Annotated in this window: 18 protein-coding genes, 2 tRNA genes and 3 rRNA genes; 10 read left to right on the top strand and 13 right to left on the bottom strand. The window is 53.8% G+C overall.

What is annotated here, in order from left to right; translation table 11 throughout:
• Positions 1-82: 82 nt before the first annotated feature.
• Genes queC through LT85_RS22620 form a run of 3 tightly spaced genes read right to left on the bottom strand, consistent with a single transcriptional unit; the run spans position 83 to position 2,744 of the window.
• Positions 83-793: a 7-cyano-7-deazaguanine synthase QueC gene (queC, locus tag LT85_RS22630; RefSeq protein WP_038493459.1), complete on the bottom strand. Its 711-nt coding sequence runs from the start codon at positions 791-793 to the stop codon at positions 83-85.
• 1 nt (position 794) lies between these two features.
• Positions 795-1,565: a DUF3108 domain-containing protein gene (locus LT85_RS22625; RefSeq protein WP_038493457.1), complete on the bottom strand. Its 771-nt coding sequence runs from the start codon at positions 1,563-1,565 to the stop codon at positions 795-797.
• A 57-nt stretch (positions 1,566-1,622) separates the two neighbouring features.
• Positions 1,623-2,744, bottom strand: coding sequence for a DUF3108 domain-containing protein (locus LT85_RS22620; RefSeq protein ID WP_038493455.1), 1,122 nt, complete (start codon positions 2,742-2,744; stop codon positions 1,623-1,625).
• A gap of 126 nt (positions 2,745-2,870) precedes the next feature.
• Between LT85_RS22620 and LT85_RS22615 the strand changes: the two genes are divergently transcribed.
• A complete protein-coding gene (locus tag LT85_RS22615; protein WP_081992633.1) occupies positions 2,871-4,169 on the top strand; it encodes a branched-chain amino acid ABC transporter substrate-binding protein in 1,299 nt (432 codons plus the stop codon).
• A 45-nt stretch (positions 4,170-4,214) separates the two neighbouring features.
• Positions 4,215-4,886 (top strand): PhaM family polyhydroxyalkanoate granule multifunctional regulatory protein, encoded by a 672-nt coding sequence (locus tag LT85_RS27005; protein ID WP_038493452.1) that lies wholly within the window; start codon positions 4,215-4,217, stop codon positions 4,884-4,886.
• A gap of 11 nt (positions 4,887-4,897) precedes the next feature.
• Here the strand turns inward: LT85_RS27005 and LT85_RS22605 are convergent, their stop codons facing one another.
• From LT85_RS22605 to LT85_RS22595, 4 genes are all read right to left on the bottom strand, one after another.
• Positions 4,898-5,335 carry a nuclear transport factor 2 family protein gene (locus LT85_RS22605; protein ID WP_038493449.1) on the bottom strand — a complete coding sequence of 146 codons (438 nt, stop codon included), beginning with the start codon at positions 5,333-5,335 and terminating at the stop codon, positions 4,898-4,900.
• A complete protein-coding gene (locus LT85_RS22600) occupies positions 5,332-6,108 on the bottom strand; it encodes an SDR family NAD(P)-dependent oxidoreductase (RefSeq protein WP_038493447.1) in 777 nt (258 codons plus the stop codon). Before LT85_RS22600 ends, LT85_RS22605 begins: the two co-directional genes overlap by 4 nt.
• Positions 6,105-6,194 carry a DUF3833 domain-containing protein gene (locus LT85_RS27000; RefSeq protein ID WP_216595035.1) on the bottom strand — a complete coding sequence of 30 codons (90 nt, stop codon included), beginning with the start codon at positions 6,192-6,194 and terminating at the stop codon, positions 6,105-6,107. Before LT85_RS27000 ends, LT85_RS22600 begins: the two co-directional genes overlap by 4 nt.
• Positions 6,195-6,444: 250 nt before the next feature.
• Positions 6,445-6,726 carry a hypothetical protein gene (locus LT85_RS22595; RefSeq protein WP_038493444.1) on the bottom strand — a complete coding sequence of 94 codons (282 nt, stop codon included), beginning with the start codon at positions 6,724-6,726 and terminating at the stop codon, positions 6,445-6,447.
• 383 nt (positions 6,727-7,109) lie between these two features.
• On the opposite strand from LT85_RS22595, the gene LT85_RS22590 reads away from it, so the two are divergent.
• Complete coding sequence (locus LT85_RS22590) at positions 7,110-7,964, top strand: ferritin (RefSeq protein WP_038493441.1); 855 nt, start codon at positions 7,110-7,112, stop codon at positions 7,962-7,964.
• Positions 7,965-8,065: 101 nt separating this feature from the next.
• A complete protein-coding gene (gene rfaE2, locus LT85_RS22585; RefSeq protein ID WP_038493438.1) occupies positions 8,066-8,545 on the top strand; it encodes a D-glycero-beta-D-manno-heptose 1-phosphate adenylyltransferase in 480 nt (159 codons plus the stop codon).
• A 65-nt stretch (positions 8,546-8,610) separates the two neighbouring features.
• Here rfaE2 and LT85_RS22580 read toward each other — a convergent pair whose 3' ends face one another.
• From LT85_RS22580 to LT85_RS22570, 3 genes are all read right to left on the bottom strand, one after another.
• The gene (locus tag LT85_RS22580; protein ID WP_038493435.1) at positions 8,611-9,087 is read right to left on the bottom strand and encodes a copper chaperone PCu(A)C; all 477 of its coding nucleotides are present in this window, start codon (positions 9,085-9,087) and stop codon (positions 8,611-8,613) included.
• Positions 9,088-9,202: 115 nt separating this feature from the next.
• Positions 9,203-9,685, bottom strand: a complete 483-nt coding sequence (gene trmL, locus LT85_RS22575; RefSeq protein ID WP_038493432.1) for a tRNA (uridine(34)/cytosine(34)/5-carboxymethylaminomethyluridine(34)-2'-O)-methyltransferase TrmL — start codon at positions 9,683-9,685, stop codon at positions 9,203-9,205.
• 42 nt (positions 9,686-9,727) lie between these two features.
• Positions 9,728-10,510, bottom strand: coding sequence for a ComF family protein (locus tag LT85_RS22570; RefSeq protein WP_253273603.1), 783 nt, complete (start codon positions 10,508-10,510; stop codon positions 9,728-9,730).
• Positions 10,511-10,608: 98 nt separating this feature from the next.
• On the opposite strand from LT85_RS22570, the gene LT85_RS22565 reads away from it, so the two are divergent.
• From LT85_RS22565 to rrf, 6 genes are all read left to right on the top strand, one after another.
• Complete coding sequence (locus tag LT85_RS22565; protein ID WP_038493429.1) at positions 10,609-11,553, top strand: methyltransferase domain-containing protein; 945 nt, start codon at positions 10,609-10,611, stop codon at positions 11,551-11,553.
• A 511-nt stretch (positions 11,554-12,064) separates the two neighbouring features.
• A 16S ribosomal RNA gene (locus LT85_RS22560) occupies positions 12,065-13,595 on the top strand.
• Positions 13,596-13,717: 122 nt separating this feature from the next.
• Positions 13,718-13,794, top strand: a tRNA-Ile gene (locus LT85_RS22555).
• 9 nt (positions 13,795-13,803) lie between these two features.
• Positions 13,804-13,879: transfer RNA gene (locus LT85_RS22550), tRNA-Ala, on the top strand.
• 333 nt (positions 13,880-14,212) lie between these two features.
• A 23S ribosomal RNA gene (locus LT85_RS22545) occupies positions 14,213-17,085 on the top strand.
• 191 nt (positions 17,086-17,276) lie between these two features.
• Positions 17,277-17,389 (top strand): 5S ribosomal RNA (gene rrf / locus LT85_RS22540).
• Together the 16S, 23S and 5S rRNA genes with 2 tRNA genes alongside form the textbook arrangement of a ribosomal RNA operon.
• A gap of 412 nt (positions 17,390-17,801) precedes the next feature.
• Here rrf and LT85_RS22535 read toward each other — a convergent pair.
• The 3 genes from LT85_RS22535 to LT85_RS22525 form a co-directional block, all read right to left on the bottom strand.
• The gene (locus LT85_RS22535) at positions 17,802-18,350 is read right to left on the bottom strand and encodes an acyloxyacyl hydrolase (RefSeq protein ID WP_038493425.1); all 549 of its coding nucleotides are present in this window, start codon (positions 18,348-18,350) and stop codon (positions 17,802-17,804) included.
• Between the two features lie 221 nt (positions 18,351-18,571).
• Positions 18,572-19,459, bottom strand: a complete 888-nt coding sequence (locus tag LT85_RS22530; RefSeq protein WP_038493422.1) for an SMP-30/gluconolactonase/LRE family protein — start codon at positions 19,457-19,459, stop codon at positions 18,572-18,574.
• 138 nt (positions 19,460-19,597) lie between these two features.
• Positions 19,598-20,791: a M20 aminoacylase family protein gene (locus tag LT85_RS22525; RefSeq protein ID WP_038493420.1), complete on the bottom strand. Its 1,194-nt coding sequence runs from the start codon at positions 20,789-20,791 to the stop codon at positions 19,598-19,600.
• Positions 20,792-21,240 lie beyond the last annotated feature (449 nt).

Genomic DNA, 21,240 nt, shown 5'->3' with positions numbered 1-21,240 from the left:
CTGGTGATTGATCGTTAAAAAAACGGCGGGTAGATAAACATCTACCCGCCGTTTTGTATTTGAGTTTCCGGAATGTTTCGGGTTAGCTGCCGGCTGTCTGCTTGAACTGTTGATAGCCGCGCGCGCGCAACGCGCATGCCGGACAGGTACCGCAGCCGTAACCCCAGTCATGCAAAGCGCCGCGCTCACCCAGGTAACAGGTATGGGTATCGGCGCGAATCAGATCAACCAGGCTGTCGCCGCCCAAATCCTGCGCCAGCTTCCAGGTTTCCGATTTGTCGATCCACATCAACGGCGTTTCCAGCTTGAGCTGCGTCGCCATACCGAGATTGAGCGCCACCTGCAAGGCTTTCATTGTGTCGTCGCGGCAATCGGGATAGCCGGAGAAATCGGTTTCGCACATGCCGCCGACCAGTACATTCAAGCCGCGTCGGTAGGCGACAGTGGCGGCTACAGTCATGAACAGCAGATTGCGGCCGGGAACAAAAGTGTTCGGCAAGCCGTTTTCTTGCATCACGATTTCGACGTCTTCGGTCATTGCGGTCGATGATATTTTTGAAATCAGCGACAGGTCGATCATGTGGTCTTCGCCCAGTTTGTCGGCCCATTGCGGAAACTGGGCGCGGATCTTCTGCAGCAAGACCGGACGCACCGTCAGCTCGACAGCATGCCGCTGGCCATAGTCGAAGCCGATTGTCTCGACCCGCTCATATCGTTCCAGTGCCCATGCCAGGCAAGTGGTGGAATCCTGGCCGCCGCTGAAGAGGACGATAGCGCCATGTGGTGTGGCCATATTATTTTGCTCCCTTGTTGCTGACTTGTTGCAGGGTCTGTTCGACGAAATCCTTGTTCGGATCGGTAAAGCGCAAACGCACCGGATACCATTCCAGGGAAGGCGCCAGCCAGATATCTAGCTGCTGGTCTTTGGCATCTGGCGGCGGCGCCTTGAAAATATGCACAGCGTCGAGATCGCCCATCGGTGTCTTGATTTTTTCCGTGTTGATAACTTTGAACGTCCAAGGTTCGGCATCGTGCATACCTGCAACGAAGAAAGTCCAGTTGGAACCGGGCTTGAATTTTTGCGGCGCGGCCCGCGCCACGGAAATCAGCTGCCAGATGATGCTGGTACGATCCTGTTCGCCGCCCTTGATAGGGTAGGTATTGTCGGATTCGGAAAAACCGATGCTGCCGTTATCGCGATGGAAGGTGGTGGTGGTCGCTTCCTTGCGAAAGCGCTTGTTGATGAACTGCGTTGGCGCCAGGCCGTAATCGTCAATCGCACCTTCGCTGGACGACTCCAGTATTTTCCCAAACAACATGGCCCGGGTTTCCGAATTAACGCTGAAGTGCTTGTCGGCTACCAGCCACTTGACTGTACCTTCGCCGCCCAGGGTGATGCCGCTTTGCTTGGCTTGAATCGTATAATTCAGCTCGGCTGACGGCGGCAGGTCGATACTGTACTTGGTGGCGGGATGCTCCGTGCCGGTCGCAGACGCGCTTAACAGATTGCCGCACAGTGCGGCGGCTACGGACAGGCGCAACAAAGAAGAGAGAGTTGGTTTCATGGTGTTCCAAAAAATATTATTGCTTATTAATGCTAATCATTGCCTAACCAGCTTGGTCTAATTCTGTGCGGTATCCAAACGCTTCAGTTTCGACAGCGACATATCCAGATAGTCTCCATCGGTCTCCGTAAAACGTAACTTCACGGGATACCAGTCCTGCTGCGGAGACAACCAGATGTCCAGTCGCTGCTCGTGAGAGCCCGGCTCAGGAACACGGATGACATGCCAGACCGAGAGATTGTTGCCGTCAACATCGAGCTGTTCCTGGCCGATCACCTGCATACGCCAGGTTTCAGCATCCAGCGGACCAGCGACAAACAGGTCGATCACCGCACCTGGCGAAAATTGCGTGCTATTGCCGCGGCCGATGCTTGCCAGTTGCCACACCACGCTGGCGCGGTCTTGTTCGCCGCCGCTGCGAGGATATTTGTTCGCCGATGAAGAAAAGACAATGCTGTTTTGTGTACGGTCAAAGGTGGTTTCGGTCGCCGGTTTGCGAAAACGTTTTTGCGTATAGATTACTGGCGCCACGCCGAAGCCATTGATTTCGCCGCCGCTTTTGAAATCCAGTACCGTGATGAATAGCGCCCCGGCCTCGCCATTGATGGTGTAATTAGCGCCGTCGGTTTGCCAGGTGATTTTGCCGCTGCCATGATAGTTCTGGCCCTTTTGCAAAGCCTCTACATTGTATTTGAGCTCTGCCGATGGCGGCGGACTGGTCTGATAGTGTTTGCCGGCAGCGGGAGCCGGTTCTACCGGCGCAGCAGGAACGGGAGGTCCGGCGGCAGAGCTGCCAGCGCCAGCGCCCGTAGTCGTATCCGCCATGCCGAGATCGACTGGCTGGGCATCAACGATAGGGGTTACGGTTTCCCTGATCGGCGTATCCGGTACTTCTATGGGTGGCTCGGGGACAGCGCGCGGCTTTGCCGCTGTCGCGTTGGAACGCGGTTTCGGACTGGGTTTGGGTTGTGCTTTCGGCTCCTGCGGCAGCAGCACAGGTTTTTCAACCGGCGGTAGCGGAGCGATATTGGCCATGACAAGCTGCTCAGGCCGTTCAATCGACACAGGTAAGCTGAATTGACGACTGCCCCAGACGATCAAGAACAGGTGCAGTAAAGCGGTGAGCAGCAATACGCCTAGCCATCTGCGATGGCTAAAAAAAGTGTTGCTCGAAGTCAAGGAGTATTCAGAGGAAGACGACATGGGCATAGTGTAAACGATCCGCCTGGATTAACTTCGGCAAGCCGAGATGGATGCGTTAAACCACGTAAAATATTGCATCCATATCAAGCGGAATAGTTACCGATGCTACACCGATCACATTTCACCGCCAGCATTGCGCTGGCATTCACGCTGGCGGGTACGTTCGCGCCGTCGCCGGCATTTTCTGCGACGCCAGCCAATTTGGCGCCGATCCGACTGGGCATGATAGAAGGCATGTCGGGACCCTTCGCCAATGCCGGCGAGGCAGTGGAGCACAATATCCGCTTTGCGGTAGAGCAGGTCAATGCGCGTGGCGGCGTGCGCTTGCCGGACGGCCGTCATCTGCTGAGCCTGGCGGTGTTTGACAGCAAGCAGGGAGTTGAAGACGCCTTATTGCAGTTAAAGCAATTGACTGACCAGAAAATCCCGTTCGTGCTCGAGGGTAATAGTTCTGCGGTTGCCGGAGCACTGGTGGAAGCGATCAACAAGCACAATGCCAGAACCCCGGATAATCGCGTGTTATTCATGAATTACTCGGCGGTCGATCCGGCGCTGACCAACGAAAAATGTAGTTTCTGGCACTTCCGTTTCGACGCCAATGCCGACATGCGCATGCGCGCACTGGTGGAGGTCATCAAAAATGACCGCCAGGCCAAAAGCGTTTACCTGATCGGCCAGGATTACAGTTTCGGCCAGCAAGTCGCCAAGGCAGCGCGTCAGCAACTGCAAGTCGCGAGGCCAGACATCAAGATCGTCGGCGATGAGCTGCACCCGGTTGGCAAGGTGAAGGATTTTGCACCGTACATCGCCAAAATCCGTGCCAGCGGCGCCGATACGGTGATCACAGGTAATTGGGGCAATGACTTGACCTTGCTGGTGAAAGCGGCGAAGGAAGCCGGCGTGCATCTCAAGTTCTACACCTTCTATGCCAACAGCCTGGGAGCGCCGGCGGCCATCGGCGATGCCGGCGTAGGCATCGTGCGCGCTGTAGCTGAGTGGCATCCGAATGTTGCCGATGGCGTCCAGGATGCAGCCAGCGATGCGTTCTACCGCAGTTTTCGCCAGCGCTTCCCGCAATCCAAAGATGACTACCTGTTTTTGCGTATGGATGTCATGATCGACATGTTGGTTGCGGCTATCGAGAAAGCCCAGACAACGGAGGCGGTAGCGGTTGCGCGTGCACTTGAAGGCGCGCAATACAAGAGCCGGTTTCACGAAGCCAGCATGCGTGCGTACGATCATCAGCTGATCCAGCCGCTGTATGTCGCGGTCATGCAGAAACTTGCCGACGGTGGCATCCGGTTTGATAATGAAGGCAGCGGCTACGGTTTCAAGACCGAGCGCTATCTGGCGCCGGCAGCGACGGCTTTGCCAAGTACATGCAAGATGCAGCGGCCCTGAGACTTAAGTGGCAGCAATATGGATTTTCCTTGAAGGAGTGTAGCGATGAGCGGTTCGAATATTCCAGGAGCAGATGCGATGCAGGACAGTCTTGAATTCATCAAGAAGATGTGGGGCGGTATGGGTGTGCCGGGAATGGTCGTGCCGACCTTGTCGGTGGAAGAGATCAACAAGAAAATCACTGATCTCAAAGCTGTCGAGTCGTGGCTCAATCTTAACCTGAACATGTTGCGCACCTCCATCCAGGCGCTTGAGGTGCAAAGCGCGACGCTCTCGGCCCTGCGTGCGATGGGGGCGGTCAGTCAATCGAATATTGAGAGCGGCGAGTCTGCAGCGAACGCCTGGGCCATGCCGTCGGGCTTTCCGTTTTCCTTCATGAGTCCGTCTCAGAATGCCGATGCACCGCCGGCTTCTGCGCCAACTCCGAAACAGCATGAACCGGAGCCGCCCGTTGAACCGGCGGCTGCCGAGGCTGCATCTTCCTCTCCGGGGAATGCGAACGCCTGGTGGGACCTGTTGCAGAACCAGTTCAAGCAGGCGGTGAACAGCGTGGCGGCGACGGAGAAGGCGGGGAAACAGGCTTCAACCGCGGCAGCCAAGAGTGAGACCAAAAGTGGCCCCAAGGCCCCGGCTAAACCGCGCAGCAAGACAGCTGCCAAACCCGCGGTGAAAAAAGCAGGCAGTGCCACTGGAAAAACCAAGCCGGCTCCCAAATAAGGGGGTACTGCCTAGTTGCGCGCAGCGCGTTTCAATATTCGCATCAAGCCGCTTAGCAGCGGCAATTTTTCGTACAGTTCTTCGGCCGCGTCCCAATAGTCGCGATGATAAGTGACCAGGCCGGCGTCGTTGAAATGCAGATGGGTGGCGCCGCGTATCGATTGCGGCGCCATGGAAAATCGTTTCATCTTGAACTCGAAGTCCCAAGTCAGGAAGGCAGCCTGGTCTTGCGCCAATTGCGAGGTTACGACAAAACGCGCGCTGTCGGCCTGTACAAACATATGGGCAAAGATGCGGCCGATCTCGGCCAGACCCTTGACTTCGTTGAATGGATCCTTGAACCAGGCGTCGTCGGCATATACCAGCGGCAGTTCCAGCAGATTGTCGGGCGACAGGTGTTCAAAGAAGTACACCACTCTTGCCAGCGTTGCCATCTGGGGGCTGTTCATAGTCCGGTCACCTTGCGTACCAATGCAAAATACAGGTGATACGGCAGCAAACGCGCCAGTCGCAACCAGTTGGTAAAGCGGCGCGGGAAGTGCAGATGAAAATCACCCCGCTCCATACCCTTGATGAGCGCCGATGCAGCTTCTGGCGCCGGCATCAGCGCTGGCATTTTGAATTTGTTCCCTGCCGTTAGCGGGGTATCGACGAAGCCCGGATTCACCAGGTAGACGCCGATATTGCGCGGCCGCAGGTCAAGGAACAGACATTCCGCGAGATTGATCAAGGCGGCTTTGGTGGGGCCATAGACCGTCGCCTTCGGCAAGCCGCTATAACCGGCAGCCGAAGCCACGATGCCGATTGCGCCCTTTTCCTGTCTCAGCAATGTGGGCAAGGTCGCGTCCAGGCAGTTGAAGACGCCGCGCAGATTGGTGTCGACCAGCTGGTTAGCGATCTTCAGGTCGAATCTGTCGGCGCGCATTTCGTGATACGCGCCGGCCACGATCAGCACCAGGTCGATGCCTTCCCATTGCCGCAGGATGCTGTCGCGCGCTGCCGCTACGGTGCCCGGCAAGGTGATATCCAATCTCAGTTTCAGCGCTTCGGGGTGGTTTGCAGCGATTTGCTGAAGCGCCTCGGCATTGCGCGCGGAGAGGGCGACGCGAGCGCCCTTTGCCAGCAATTGGCTCGCTGTTTCAGCACCAATGCCGCTCGATGCGCCGATAATCCAGACCCGCAAATTTCGCCAGTCCGCGATGGGTGGATTGAGAGATTTCATGAATGAGCGTCCAGATGCGGTTTGCTGAACGATAAAGCGATGTCGTCAAGTGTGATGCCGTATTTGCGCATGCTTTTTTTATTCATCGGTATCACCTGATCGTCGAATGCATTGTCAATTGTTGTACTAGTGTGAACATTATCAGTAGTTTTCCTGATGGTCCATATGCGCATGGCGGTTATTCCTGGTTCAGACGTTGTGGTCGTGAAACGACAAGAAGCTGAAGCGATTGCGTCACAAAAAAGATTGTGAAACTGCCGGTGACGAACGTACTAAATGCCTGCAAGGATAACCGCGTGTGATACACGTCATAGCTGAACGCGTTGCGCTTGGACTTCAGGCGCAAATGCGCGCACTCAGCAAGCTGCGGCGCTGTGCAGATAAGGTGTCGAGATTGGCACCGGCCCATTTCAGAGAGGGGCGCCTGCCGAAGCCGGCGGCGATCGGTATCTTCGCTGAAAACGACATGCCAGTTGCCACTGTAGCAATCTCAAGTTCTTTGAACAACTTGACTAGCGTCGGATAAGTGCGATGATTGAAGACGAGGAAGCCGGTGTCGGTCCCAAAAGTCTGGCGTCCACGTGACTTGTTGTCCGGATGTGGCGAATCTGTATACACAAGAGAGGCCGGTGATACCCGAGCCGATGACCGCAATTTTCATCTGCTTGCCTTCTGCGGGAAAGATCAATCAATGGTTTGCTCCCGTATCGGGGCTTGCAAAGAGGCGCGCAGAAAAGTAACAATCGGATTCAAGAAGTGACTGGCACGCCGAATTTTTGATTGCTATGGCGGGGCGGTGAATGAATTCGTTTTCTCCTGGCGGTTGTATAAATTGGGTGCGGCGCTGGTTTTCGACCGACTAATGTCTCTAAACGAATAATTGACTTTGTTGTGATTTACACCAAATTTCCAGTAAAAAATGCTGCTTGATCGGTTTATAAACGGCCTTGTAACAAATTCTTGGTAAAATCGAGCAGTTAACTCACTTGCTTAAGGTATGTATGCTGTATCCAGAACTGTTTAAATCGCTTGAACAAGTCCGCTGGAACATGGAGACCGATATTCCATGGGACAAGTTTGATGCCAACCAGCTGTCCGACGAACAAGCTCAGACTATTCGTATGAATGCGATTACGGAATGGTCGGCGCTGCCTGCAACCGAGATGTTTTTGCGTGATAACCACGGCGACAGCGACTTTTGCGCTTTCATGTCGGTCTGGTTTTTCGAAGAGCAAAAGCATTCGCTGGTCTTGATGGAATACCTGCGCCGTTTCCGGCCTGAGCTGGTTCCTACCGAAGCTGAGCTGGACAATGTACGTTTCGAATTCGATCCGGCACCCGCGCTGGAAACCCTGATGATGCATTTCTGCGGCGAAATTCGCCTTAACCACTGGTACCGTTGCGCCTCTGACTGGCACACTGAGCCGGTAATCAAGCAGATCTACAAGATCATCAGCCAGGATGAAGCACGCCATGGCGGCGCTTACCTGCGCTACATGAAGAAGGCCTTGTCCGAAGTCGGCGATAGCGCGTCGGCGGCATTTGCCAAGATCGGCGTCTTGATGGCTTCGGCGCGTCGCACCGAAAAGCCGCTGCATCCGACCAACCTGCACGTCAACCAGGCGCTATTCCCGAACGACACGGTACAAAGCCGCTTGCCGGATCCGGAATGGCTGGAGCGCTGGCTGGACCACCAGATCAAGTTCGACGGCGTTTGGGAAAAGAAAGTGGTCGATCGTATCCTGCACAATATGTCTTTGCTGTTCGAGCGTACTTTCGACACCGTGCAAGAATTGAATCGTTATCGCAAGGAAGTTGTTGCGCGGCTGGCATTGAAACAGGCCGAAGCAGTCTGATCGCGGCAAGCAGTGCGGTAACGCCAGGTTTGTGCCCGCCTGCGATGCTCATCAGCCATTGATACCAAGCCGCGTTGTTGCGGCTTTTTTTATATTTCCTCATGCCTATATTTGAAAACAAGCTTTGTACTCGCGTCGACTTGAAAGCGCGCGTTGCCGCCTTGCCACAACCAGTTGTGCTAACCAACGGCGTCTTTGACATCCTGCATCGTGGCCACGTCACCTATCTGGCGCAGGCGCGCGAGCAAGGGGCATCGCTGGTGGTGGCGGTGAATACCGACGCCTCGGTCAAGCGCCTGGGCAAGGGCGACGACAGGCCGATCAATACCTGTGCCGACCGCATGGCGGTGTTGGCGGCGCTGGAATCGGTCAGCCTGGTGGTCGAGTTTGACGAAGATACCGCGCTTGAAGTGGTGCAGGAAGCGCAGCCTGGCGTGTATGTAAAGGGTGGCGATTATCAGATGGACGCGATTCCCGAAGGGCGAGCGGTGCTGGCCTATGGCGGCCAGGTAGTGGCGATTGCCTTTGCGCATGATCGCTCGACCAGCAAGTTACTGGACAAGGTCCGACAGGGTTCTTGATCTTCACCCGCATGAAACGAAAAAGCGCGAAATTCGCGCTTTTTTTATTTCCGGGCCGTCGGCAGTCAGTGTTGATGCGCTGGTTCGGCCGCTTTTCCGCTCATATCGGTGACCTGTACCGAGACGTCGATCTTCCCGGCTTTCTGGAAGGTCAGCGTCAGCGGAAATTTGTCGCCTGCTTTTAACGGTTGGGTCAAGCCGATCAGCATGATGTGATAACCATTGCCGGGTTTCATGTCAACGGTTGCCGTCGGCGGCAGTTCAATTTCGCCCACCTCACGCATTTTCATGACATTGCCGTCCATCGACATGGTGTGAATCTCTGCATTTTTTGCCGCCGGTGAGCTGACGCCGATCAGTTTGTCGCCCTCCTTGCCGGTATTTTCGATGCTGAGAAAGGCGCCGCCGCTAGGCTGGCCGGGAACAGTTGCGCGAGCATAGGGATGGCCGATGTGCAGGGCGCCAAGCGTGTACTCGTGAGCGTGGGCCGATACGCTGAGTGCCAGCGCACAGAAGAACAGGGAAACCGAACGTAAAGACATGCTGATCCTTTGATTAGATTGGGCAAATACGAATGTTCTTGCAGCGCTAGTTGCCGCCTGGCTTACGATTATAGCAATGCCGCGAATATTATTACTTTATCCAAGGAAATGTTTGTCAGGCGCCGCCGCTAAAACCGTTTTGACGCCATGCTTCATACACGACCACCGCCACCGTGTTAGAAAGATTCAGGCTACGGTTGTCCGGCCGCATTGGCAAGCGGATGCGCTGCGAAGGGGCAAATGATTCGCGTAGCGCTGGGTCGAGGCCGCGGGTTTCTGAGCCAAACACGAATATGTCACCCGGCTGGAAGTTCAGATTGGCGAACGGTGTCGAGCCGTGGGTGGTCATGGCAAACATACGGTCAGGCGCATAACCTCCTGCCGTCTGCATGCTGGCGATGAAAGCGTCCCAGTTGGCATGTACTTTCATGGCAGCGTAGTCGTGATAGTCCAGGCCGGCGCGTCGCATCTTGGCGTCATCAAGGGGAAACCCGAGCGGTTCGATCAAGTGCAATTGGGTGCCGGTATTGGCGCACAGACGGATAATGTTGCCGGTATTCGGCGGAATTTCCGGTTCAACCAGTACGACGTGGAACAATCTGATTCTCCTTCTATATAGAGTAATGGTGACGCAAGTTTGCTACGGGGTTCTTGCGAACACGAAATTGGTAATGCGGCGCGCACCGTGGCGACGCAAGGTCTTCGCCAGCGCATGCAAGGTTTCGCCTGTCGTCATGACGTCGTCGACTACACCTATGTGGCGTCCGCGTATTTTTTCGGAAGCCACCGGCGGTACGGCAAAAGCCTGGCGCAAATTGCGTCGGCGCTGCTCCTGGTCCAATCCCATCGATTGCGGCAAGGTGTCGCGTTGCCGCAGCAGCAGATCATGGCGCAGCGGAATGCCGGTCAAGCGCGCCAGAGGTTTGGCTATTTCGTGCGCCTGATTGAAGCCGCGATGCCGCAGGCGTTGCATGCTGAGCGGCACCGCCATCAGTATATCGGGCAAGTCTGCCGCTAACCTCGCCTGGTCGCTGGCTAAAGTGGCCTTCCGCAATATCGTGTCGCGCAACATCCGGGCGAATTCCGGTGCCAGCGCCAACTGGCCGCCGAATTTTAGCGCAAGGATCAGCTGGTCAACCGGCGCGGCATAATCGCATACTACTATCGTAGCGTCGAACGCTCTCGATTGCTTAAGGCAATTACCGCACCGGATAGGGCCGGCGCCATTGAGCGGCGGCAGCAAATTCGCACATTGTTCGCAGCGATGGGGGCATTCAGCAAAGTAGTGTTTGCTGCAGTCGTCGCAAATCACCCGTTTTCCGGTTTGGCCGCACAATGCGCAACAAGACGGCATGCCGGACAGGATGCGCACTAATTGCAATTGTGGCCATTGACGTAGCTGGGAAAATAGCAATGAGGACATCTCGTTTCTGGATTTAGCGGCGGTACTCTCAGCCTACAGCGATTCAAGCGTGTAAACTATTGGCGATTATCGCATTTCATCTCACCTGTCGGATCTTGATGCCTACCTCACTCCCTCCTTCTGAAACCAGCCAGAGCGCCCCGATCGACTTGCGCCGGGTGCGCCAACTGTTTGCCCAGCCTGCGCTAGTGCGCGAATCCGAGTTCTTGCGCCGGGAAATATCGAGTCGTATGCACGAGCGTCTTGCTCTAGTGAAATTAACGCCGCAGCGGATATTGGATGCCGGCTGCGGCGCCGGTCCTGATATATATACGTTACAGCAGCGCTTTGCCGATGCTGCGATTATCGGGCTGGATGCCTCGGCTGCCATGCTACTGTTGGCAAAAGAACAGCGTCAGGGCGCGCAATTGTCGGTTAATCGCCTATTAAAGAAGTGGTTGCCATTTACCGGTAATGGCGGCGAGTTGTCTTCGGCACTGCTGTGCGGCGATTTCGCCCAATTGCCGCTGGCGCCGAATACGGTGGATCTGGTCTGGTCGAACCTGGCGCTGCACTGGCATCCGCAGCCCGACCGCGTCTTTGCCGAATGGCGTCGCATACTGCGTGTAGACGGCCTGTTGATGTTCTCTTGTTTTGGACCAGACACATTCAAAGAGCTGCGTAACGCATTTGCGGATATCGACGATGGCGCGCATGTATTGCCGTTCGTGGATATGCATGACTTTGGCGACATGCTGGTCAATGCCGGGTTCTCTACGCCGGTCATGGACATGGAAACTATTACTGTTACTTACGATACAGTAGAGAAGTTGCTGGCCGATGTCAGAGCCTGGGGCGGCAATCCGCTGGCGACGCGCGGCCGCGGCTTATTAGGCAGGAAAGCAGGCATCCGCCTGAAGGCGGCGCTGGAGGTGCGCCGCAGGCCGGACGGCAAACTACCGCTGACCTTCGAGATTATCTATGGCCATGCGTTCCGGCCAGTGCCCAAGACAACGAGTGGCGGCGAGTCTATCGTGCAATGGAATTTGGGCAAAAACAGATAAATGAAAATATTTTAAAGAAAGTTTTAAAAAGTACTTGCGGGGAATGAGGTGGGTTGCTATAGTTCGCCTCCCGTTGAGAACGACGCGAAAGAAGCGAAGCAGGCAGGTAGTAAAAGGTCTGTTTTGCGGGTGAAGTTTGAGGGGTAAAAGCGGGGAAGAAGTAGGTGTGGTGAGTAAAAAGTTTTTCGGTGGTTAGTAAAAAAGTAGTTGACGAAAAACTTGAAACGCTACATAATCTCATCTCTCTGCTGCTGACAAACAAAACGATTTGTTGGCGACGCGAACCGGGTAGCTGGTGACGCGAAGTAGAAGGTTCTTTAACAATTAACAGTCGATAAGTGTGGGCGTTTAATGGAAGTGCAGCGCTGCTGACGTAAGTCGGTGGCGTATAACTTAAAACATTAAATGTTCACAAAAGAAGAAAATAGGATGCTTCGCAAGAAGTAGCCTGTCAGTATTTTGAGTGAGCGATAGCAGAGATGCTAGGCAGCAATGCCACAAAACAGAGATTGAACTGAAGAGTTTGATCCTGGCTCAGATTGAACGCTGGCGGCATGCCTTACACATGCAAGTCGAACGGTAACAGGGAGCTTGCTCCGCTGACGAGTGGCGAACGGGTGAGTAATATATCGGAACGTACCTTTGAGTGGGGGATAACTAGTCGAAAGATTAGCTAATACCGCATACGATCTACGGATGAAAGCGGGGGCTCGCAAGACCTCGTGCTCATAGAGCGGCCGATATCTGATTAGCTAGTTGGTGAGGTAAAGGCTCACCAAGGCTTCGATCAGTAGCTGGTCTGAGAGGACGACCAGCCACACTGGGACTGAGACACGGCCCAGACTCCTACGGGAGGCAGCAGTGGGGAATTTTGGACAATGGGGGCAACCCTGATCCAGCAATGCCGCGTGAGTGAAGAAGGCCTTCGGGTTGTAAAGCTCTTTTGTCAGGGAAGAAACGGTGAGGGCTAATATCCCTTGCTAATGACGGTACCTGAAGAATAAGCACCGGCTAACTACGTGCCAGCAGCCGCGGTAATACGTAGGGTGCAAGCGTTAATCGGAATTACTGGGCGTAAAGCGTGCGCAGGCGGTTATGTAAGACAGGTGTGAAATCCCCGGGCTTAACCTGGGAATGGCATTTGTGACTGCATAGCTAGAGTGTGTCAGAGGGGGGTAGAATTCCACGTGTAGCAGTGAAATGCGTAGAGATGTGGAGGAATACCGATGGCGAAGGCAGCCCCCTGGGATAACACTGACGCTCATGCACGAAAGCGTGGGGAGCAAACAGGATTAGATACCCTGGTAGTCCACGCCCTAAACGATGTCTACTAGTTGTCGGGTCTTAATTGACTTGGTAACGCAGCTAACGCGTGAAGTAGACCGCCTGGGGAGTACGGTCGCAAGATTAAAACTCAAAGGAATTGACGGGGACCCGCACAAGCGGTGGATGATGTGGATTAATTCGATGCAACGCGAAAAACCTTACCTACCCTTGACATGTACAGAATCCCGAAGAGATTTGGGAGTGTTCGAAAGAAAACTGTAACACAGGTGCTGCATGGCTGTCGTCAGCTCGTGTCGTGAGATGTTGGGTTAAGTCCCGCAACGAGCGCAACCCTTGTCATTAGTTGCTACGAAAGGGCACTCTAATGAGACTGCCGGTGACAAACCGGAGGAAGGTGGGGATGACGTCAAGTCCTCATGGCCCTTATGGGTAGGGCTTCACACGTCATACAATGGTACATACAGAGGGCCGCCAACCCGCGAGGGGGAGCTAATCCCAGAAAGTGTATCGTAGTCCGGATTGTAGTCTGCAACTCGACTACATGAAGTTGGAATCGCTAGTAATCGCGGATCAGCATGTCGCGGTGAATACGTTCCCGGGTCTTGTACACACCGCCCGTCACACCATGGGAGCGGGTTTTACCAGAAGTAGGTAGCCTAACCGTAAGGAGGGCGCTTACCACGGTAGGATTCGTGACTGGGGTGAAGTCGTAACAAGGTAGCCGTATCGGAAGGTGCGGCTGGATCACCTCCTTTCTAGAGTTTGCATGAAAGTTAAGCGTCCACACTTATCGTCTGTTAATAAAGAAGAACAGGTATCGGTCAAGACTGTTGCGTGAGAGCGCAGTAGTTGATGGGTGGCTCGTACTGATCCAAGCGGGTCTGTAGCTCAGTTGGTTAGAGCACCGTGTTGATAACGCGGGGGTCGTTGGTTCGAGCCCAACCAGACCCACCAACAAGTTTCGGGGGTTTAGCTCAGCTGGGAGAGCACCTGCTTTGCAAGCAGGGGGTCGTCGGTTCGATCCCGTCAACCTCCACCAAGTTTCCGGTGGCACGAAGCAAGAAATATCAAACCTAAGTCGGCGCAGAGAGTGCGTTGGGATTTAGGTTTGGTCTTTTTAAGATCAATGGATTTACCGTTCTTTAACAATCTAGAAGAAGTAGTAAAGATTCGTCAGCAGACAAGACATTGTTTGTTGATGGGTATGATTGTATCAAATCAAAAAGTATGTAAAGAGTTCTCAAAAGAGTTGATGGGCGCAAGCTGCATCAACAACTGCGAAAACACTTTGGATACGGCAAACGCTAAACTCATAGAAATACCTCTATAACCGCTTTTTGGCTGTGAACGCAGTCAGAGGCTAACGTTATAGGGACAAGTGAATAAGTGCACATGGTGGATGCCTTGGCGATATCAGGCGATGAAGGACGTAGTAGCTTGCGATAAGCTGCGGGGAGCTAGCAAACAAGCTTTGATCCGCAGATTTCCGAATGGGGAAACCCGGCCCTAGTGGTCATTGCATACTGAATACATAGGTATGCAAAGCGAACGCGGCGAACTGAAACATCTAAGTAGCTGCAGGAAAAGAAATCAACCGAGATTCCCAAAGTAGTGGCGAGCGAAATGGGAACAGCCGCAAGTTTTAGCAGTGGACATAGTAGAACGACTTGGAAACGTCGGCCATAGAGGGTGATAGCCCCTTATACGAAATGATCATTGTGGAACTAAGCTTGCAACAAGTAGGGCGGGACACGTGTAATCCTGTCTGAACATGGGGGGACCATCCTCCAAGGCTAAATACTCGATATCGACCGATAGTGAACCAGTACCGTGAGGGAAAGGCGAAAAGAACCCCGGAAGGGGAGTGAAATAGATCCTGAAACCGTGTGCATACAAACAGTAGGAGCGGACTTGTTCCGTGACTGCGTACCTTTTGTATAATGGGTCAGCGACTTACATTCAGTGGCAAGCTTAACCGTATAGGGAAGGCGTAGAGAAATCGAGTCCGAATAGGGCGTTCAGTCGCTGGGTGTAGACCCGAAACCAAGTGATCTACTCATGGCCAGGATGAAGGTGCGGTAACACGCACTGGAGGTCCGAACCCACTAATGTTGAAAAATTAGGGGATGAGCTGTGGGTAGGGGTGAAAGGCTAAACAAACTTGGAAATAGCTGGTTCTCTCCGAAAACTATTTAGGTAGTGCCTCAAGTATCACCATCGGGGGTAGAGCACTGTTATGGCTAGGGGGTCATCGAGACTTACCAAACCATTGCAAACTCCGAATACCGATGAGTGCGAGCTTGGGAGACAGACGCCGGGTGCTAACGTCCGACGTCAAGAGGGAAACAACCCAGACCGCCAGCTAAGGTCCCAAAGATTGGCTAAGTGGCAAACGAAGTGGGAAGGCTAAAACAGTCAGGAGGTTGGCTTAGAAGCAGCCATCCTTTAAAGAAAGCGTAATAGCTCACTGATCGAGTCGTCCTGCGCGGAAGATGTAACGGGGCTAAGCCAGTCACCGAAGCTGCGGATATCCGTAAGGATATGGTAGGAGAGCGTTCTGTAAGCCTGCGAAGGTGTCTTGTAAAGGATGCTGGAGGTATCAGAAGTGCGAATGCTGACATGAGTAGCGATAATGGGGGTGAAAAGCCCCCACGCCGTAAGCCCAAGGTTTCCTGTTCAACGTTCATCGGAGCAGGGTGAGTCGGCCCCTAAGGCGAGGCAGAGATGCGTAGCTGATGGGAAGCAGGTTAATATTCCTGCACCGTCGTTAGATGCGATGGGGGGACGGATCGCGGAAGGTTGTCCGGGTGTTGGAAGTCCCGGTTTCTGTATCAGAGAAGGCTGTTAGGCAAATCCGGCAGCGTAATTCAAGGGTATGGGACGAGCCAATTTATTGGTGAAGCAATCGGAAGTGGTTCCAAGAAAAGCCTCTAAGCTTCAGTCTAACGAGACCGTACCGCAAACCGACACAGGTGGGCGAGATGAGTATTCTAAGGCGCTTGAGAGAACTCGGGAGAAGGAACTCGGCAAATTTGTACCGTAACTTCGGGATAAGGTACGCCCCGGTAGTTTGACTGGCCTGCGCCAGAAGGACGAAAGGGCTGCAATAAAAAGGTGGCTGCGACTGTTTAATAAAAACACAGCACTCTGCAAACACGAAAGTGGACGTATAGGGTGTGACGCCTGCCCGGTGCTGGAAGATTAAATGATGGGGTGCAAGCTCTTGATTGAAGTCCCAGTAAACGGCGGCCGTAACTATAACGGTCCTAAGGTAGCGAAATTCCTTGTCGGGTAAGTTCCGACCTGCACGAATGGCGTAACGATGGCCACACTGTCTCCTCCCGAGACTCAGCGAAGTTGAAATGTTTGTGATGATGCAATCTACCCGCGGCTAGACGGAAAGACCCCATGAACCTTTACTGTAGCTTTGCATTGGACTTTGAACCAATCTGTGTAGGATAGGTGGGAGGCTTTGAAGCGGGGACGCTAGTTCTCGTGGAGCCATCCTTGAAATACCACCCTGGTTTGTTTGAGGTTCTAACCTTGGTCCGTTATCCGGATCGGGGACAGTGCATGGTAGGCAGTTTGACTGGGGCGGTCTCCTCCCAAAGTGTAACGGAGGAGTTCGAAGGTACGCTAGGTACGGTCGGACATCGTGCTAATAGTGCAATGGCATAAGCGTGCTTAACTGCGAGACTGACAAGTCGAGCAGGTACGAAAGTAGGACATAGTGATCCGGTGGTTCTGTATGGAAGGGCCATCGCTCAACGGATAAAAGGTACTCTGGGGATAACAGGCTGATTCCTCCCAAGAGTTCATATCGACGGGGGAGTTTGGCACCTCGATGTCGGCTCATCACATCCTGGGGCTGTAGCCGGTCCCAAGGGTATGGCTGTTCGCCATTTAAAGTGGTACGTGAGCTGGGTTTAAAACGTCGTGAGACAGTTTGGTCCCTATCTGCCGTGGGCGTTGGAAATTTGAAGGGGGCTGCTCCTAGTACGAGAGGACCGGAGTGGACGAACCTCTGGTGTACCGGTTGTCACGCCAGTGGCATTGCCGGGTAGCTAAGTTCGGAAGAGATAACCGCTGAAAGCATCTAAGCGGGAAACTTGCCTTGAGATGATATTTCCCGGGAACTAGATTCCCCTAAAGGGTCGTTCGAGACCAGGACGTTGATAGGTCAGGTGTGGAAGCGTAGTAATACGTTAAGCTAACTGATACTAATTGCCCGTGAGGCTTGTCCCTATAACCTTAGCAGGTTATATGATGAGCTTTATTTGTTTGCCAAGGTTGAACCTCGAAAGAGATACCAACCGTTTGGACATTCATACCCAACCGGACTCATCCACCCCGATGAGTTCGGTATAAAAAACTACTTCTTCTAGATTGCGCGGTTTGTTGCTCCAACTGGAGAACAGACAGCGGTACAAGTTATGCCTGATGACCATAGCGAGTTGGTACCACCCCTTCCCATCCCGAACAGGACCGTGAAACGACTTTGCGCCGATGATAGTGCTGCAACCAGTGTGAAAGTAGGTCATCGTCAGGCTTTTATTAGAAAACCCTCTCAGCGATTGCTGGGAGGGTTTTTGCTTTGGGCTTTAGGCTTTGGATTTGCAATTCGCATTGGCAAAATTACTTCCTAACGCACAGAGGCGCTGCAAAAATCTGCTCGCAAACCAACCCTCAAGCGGCATTCAGCGTCACAAAATACCACTCAAGCCGCCATTCAGCATCGCAAAAGGCGACTCAGGCCTCATGCCGAGTCCGCAATAATCGGTAACACACGCTGCAGCACCGGAAAATCACGCAGAAAAAGCCTCTTCTCCCGCACAGTGCCTTCACATTCCTGCACAAATTCTTCACCCTACCCAAAATAACAGGCACAAAAAAACCAGTCAGCTCGCGCGACTGGCTTTTCTATTGATCTATCCGGGTCTTTATTACAATCAATATTGCTCTTAGAACGGATAAGCAACCCGCAACACGGCAAAATTCGCACCGCTGTTCGGCTTTTTAATGCCGCCATTAGAGAAATGCTGCAACTTGAGGCCGACATCAAGGCCGTTGCTGAATACATAGCCAGTGCCGATATGATCGCCAAATTCAAAAGCAGTGGAAAAGCGCCGGCTGTTGTTGTCATACAGGTGCGACATCAGATGCACACCGATGCCAGCTTCGCCGTACAGGCCCTTCTTATCATTGGACTGGAAACGAAACACCGGCGTAAAGCCGATATCTGTCAGATTCTTCGATTGTCCTGGAATATTCTGGTATTGGTTCTGACGAAACTCAGCCAGGCTCAAATCCCAATAGCCGCCAAGTTGCGTGCTGCTTCCTTGCCATAATGGTGCATTCCAGTTCCATTGGGCAGCAACCCGGGCCAGTTGGCTCTTGTTTCCTGTACCGAGTTCGAAGGATGCGGAGTCAACCGCGAAACTGCTTGAGTGAACACCGGCCAGCAGACAGGCTGCGGCAAGAATTTTGAGTCCGGTTTGTTTTTTTTGCATAAAAGACTTTCGAGCGTAAAAAATAAAAAGCGAATGACAAACAAGCCTGCGCTTCATTCATGAGAAGGCTGCGCTAGCCGGCTGGCGCCAACAGGTGAAAAGCGGTCCCCTATCGGATTGCTGCGGCATGCAGGTACAGCCCTAAAGAATAGTCGAAAATAGGGATTGTTGCCGGAGTACAGGTAATTTGTGTCGTAAAACGGTGAGTTCGTTCCTTGAAGTCAAGCAATATAAGCAGGCTCATTTCTGCCAGGTACGTCTACTCGGAGCGACAAGACACAACCAGACAAGGGATATTTTTCCAACTCTGCCGGGCTGCGCTTCTCACGCACGCTGGTGATATACAAGGTACGTAAATCAGGGCCGCCAAATGCAATCATGGTAGGGCAACGCACCGGCAAGACGACTTCCTGCAATATCTCGCCAGCAGGGGACAAACGCAGCAAGCGGCCGCCTTCATACATGGCGCACCAGTAAGCGTCTTCGCTATCGACCGCAGCGCCATCAGGGCGTCCGCCATAGTCAGGCGCATTTTTGTCCATGGCAAATTGCTTGAGCACATGACCCGCACCAATTTTTCCATTAGCCAGGTCAAAGGCATAGCTGGTAATCCTGTGCGCGGTGGTATCGCTGTGATACATCGTACGGCTGTCGCTGCTAAAGCCGAGGCCGTTGGAAACGGTGACGGGATTTCCGGCAGCACGCACTACGCCTTTTTCGATCGCATACAACTGCGCGCCGGCATGGTCGCGCGGTTCATAGATACTGCCCGTCCAGAATCTGCCGGAGGCATCGCAGCGGCCATCGTTAAAGCGGGCGGTAGCCATGTCATACGGCGCATCGGCGATATGGGTGACTGCGCCAGTGTTGGTGTCAAGGTGGGCGATGCCGCTGCGCATGGCGACCAACAGGCCGCCACCGGCTTGCATGCCGATACAGCCAGGTTCGGCGTCCAACTGCCACATGGCGTGTTTACCGTCAGCAGGAAGTAGCCGATGCACCTGCATGGCGGAGATGTCGACCCAGTATAGTGCTGCCTCCGCAGCATGCCAAAGCGGGCATTCGCCCAATAACATGGGAACGTCGTATGCGGCTTCGATTTGATTCATGAGTGTAATGATATGGAGAGAAGGTGAAGCAGAAGGAGAGCAAAACGGCCCGCGCTGATTCAGAGTCGAAACAGCGCAGCCAAATCGCATCGTCATTGTGGCGGCAGCGTCGCATTCACGCCGAGCGCCACCAGGCAATCATTTTTTCTTCAGATAAGTTTCTGCCAGATTAACCCAATAGCTGGCGCCAATCGGCAGCAAGTCATCGTTGAAATCATAGCTGGCATTATGCAGGTTGCACGGACCAAGGCCATGCCCGCTATCCCTGTGAGCGCCTTCGCCATTGCCGATGAAGACATAGCAACCAGGTTTATTCTGCAGCATGAAGGCGAAATCTTCCGCCCCCATGGTCGGCTCAACTTGCGGATTGACATTGTCGCTGCCCACCATCGCTTGCAGCACTTCCACCGCAAATGCGGTCTCTTTGGCGTGGTTCACCAGTGGCGGATAATTGCGATGGAAACGGAACGTCACTTCGGCGCCAAACGCTGCTGCAGTGTGTTGCGCCACTTCTCGCATGCGCGCCTCGATCGTATCCAGCACGGAGAGAGAAAACGTTCGTACCGTGCCGATCAGCGTCGCTTCATCGGGGATGACATTGGTGGCGCTGCCGCTGTGGATTTGCGTCACCGACAGCACCGCCGGGTCATTCGGATTGATATTGCGTGAAACGATAGTCTGCCAGCTTTGCGCAATCTGGACCGCAACCATCACCGGATCGATACTCTTGTGCGGCTGGGCAGCATGCGAGCCTTTGCCCTTGACGGTCACTTCAAACTCATTACTCGAAGCCATCATCGGACCAGGCGTCACGCCGAAACTGCCAGTCGCCATGCCTGGCCAGTTATGCATGCCGAATACAGCCTCCACCGGACATTTCTCGAACAAGCCATCGTCAATCATGCGCTGGGCGCCACCGCCTCCTTCTTCCGCAGGCTGGAAAATTAGATAAACGGTGCCATCGAAATTGCGGTGCTGCGCCAGATGGTGCGCCGCACCAAGCAACATCGCCGTATGGCCATCATGCCCGCAAGCGTGCATCTTGCCCTGATGTTGGGAGGCGTGTGGAAAAGTATTCAGTTCTTGCACCGGCAACGCATCCATATCGGCGCGCAAGCCAATGGCGCGGTCGCTGCTGCCGTTTTTTACAATACCGACAACACCGGTAACACCCATGCCCCGCAGGATGGGAATCTGCCATTCGGTGAGCTTGCGCGCCACCACGTCGGAGGTGCGCTGTTCTTCATAATTGAGTTCGGGATGCGCGTGCAAATCGCGCCGGATGGCTTGCAGCTCCGCCTGAAAGGCGATGATGGGATCGATCAAATTCATATTCAGCTCCTGATATGTGGCACGCCTCTTGCCTATAAAAATGGCTAGTGGCGTAACGTCCAGAATGTGTATATTACGCCTACACGGTCCGTCGGTGTTCATTCACAGGGGAGCATAATGCGTTTGATGTTTTGGCCGAACATGGGATTGCCTGCGATTTTGCGTGTATTACTTCAGGCGATTGCGCGTATGTGGTTACGCATAGACATTGCCGCCAAGGTCGAGGGGGGGGGGCGACGCCAACCTATGCTGCAACAGGCGAGCGCTAGCGCGCCGGCATCACCTCGATTCACCTGGCGACCATATGGACCACAAAAAAAGTATCGTATATATCCTGCGCAGCCATGAGCCTACCAATGCTTGCGGTTTTTCTCCTCGATAGAGGTGGCACGCAGATCCGCTCATCAGGTGTGGCGAGCGGATTTTTTATGGATGTAAATAGGATATTC

Source organism: Collimonas arenae, assembly GCF_000786695.1.
GTDB classification, from domain to species: domain Bacteria; phylum Pseudomonadota; class Gammaproteobacteria; order Burkholderiales; family Burkholderiaceae_D; genus Collimonas; species Collimonas arenae_A.
Note: the sequence above shows the minus strand (reverse complement) of the source record. Positions and strands in the feature narration are given on the sequence as shown.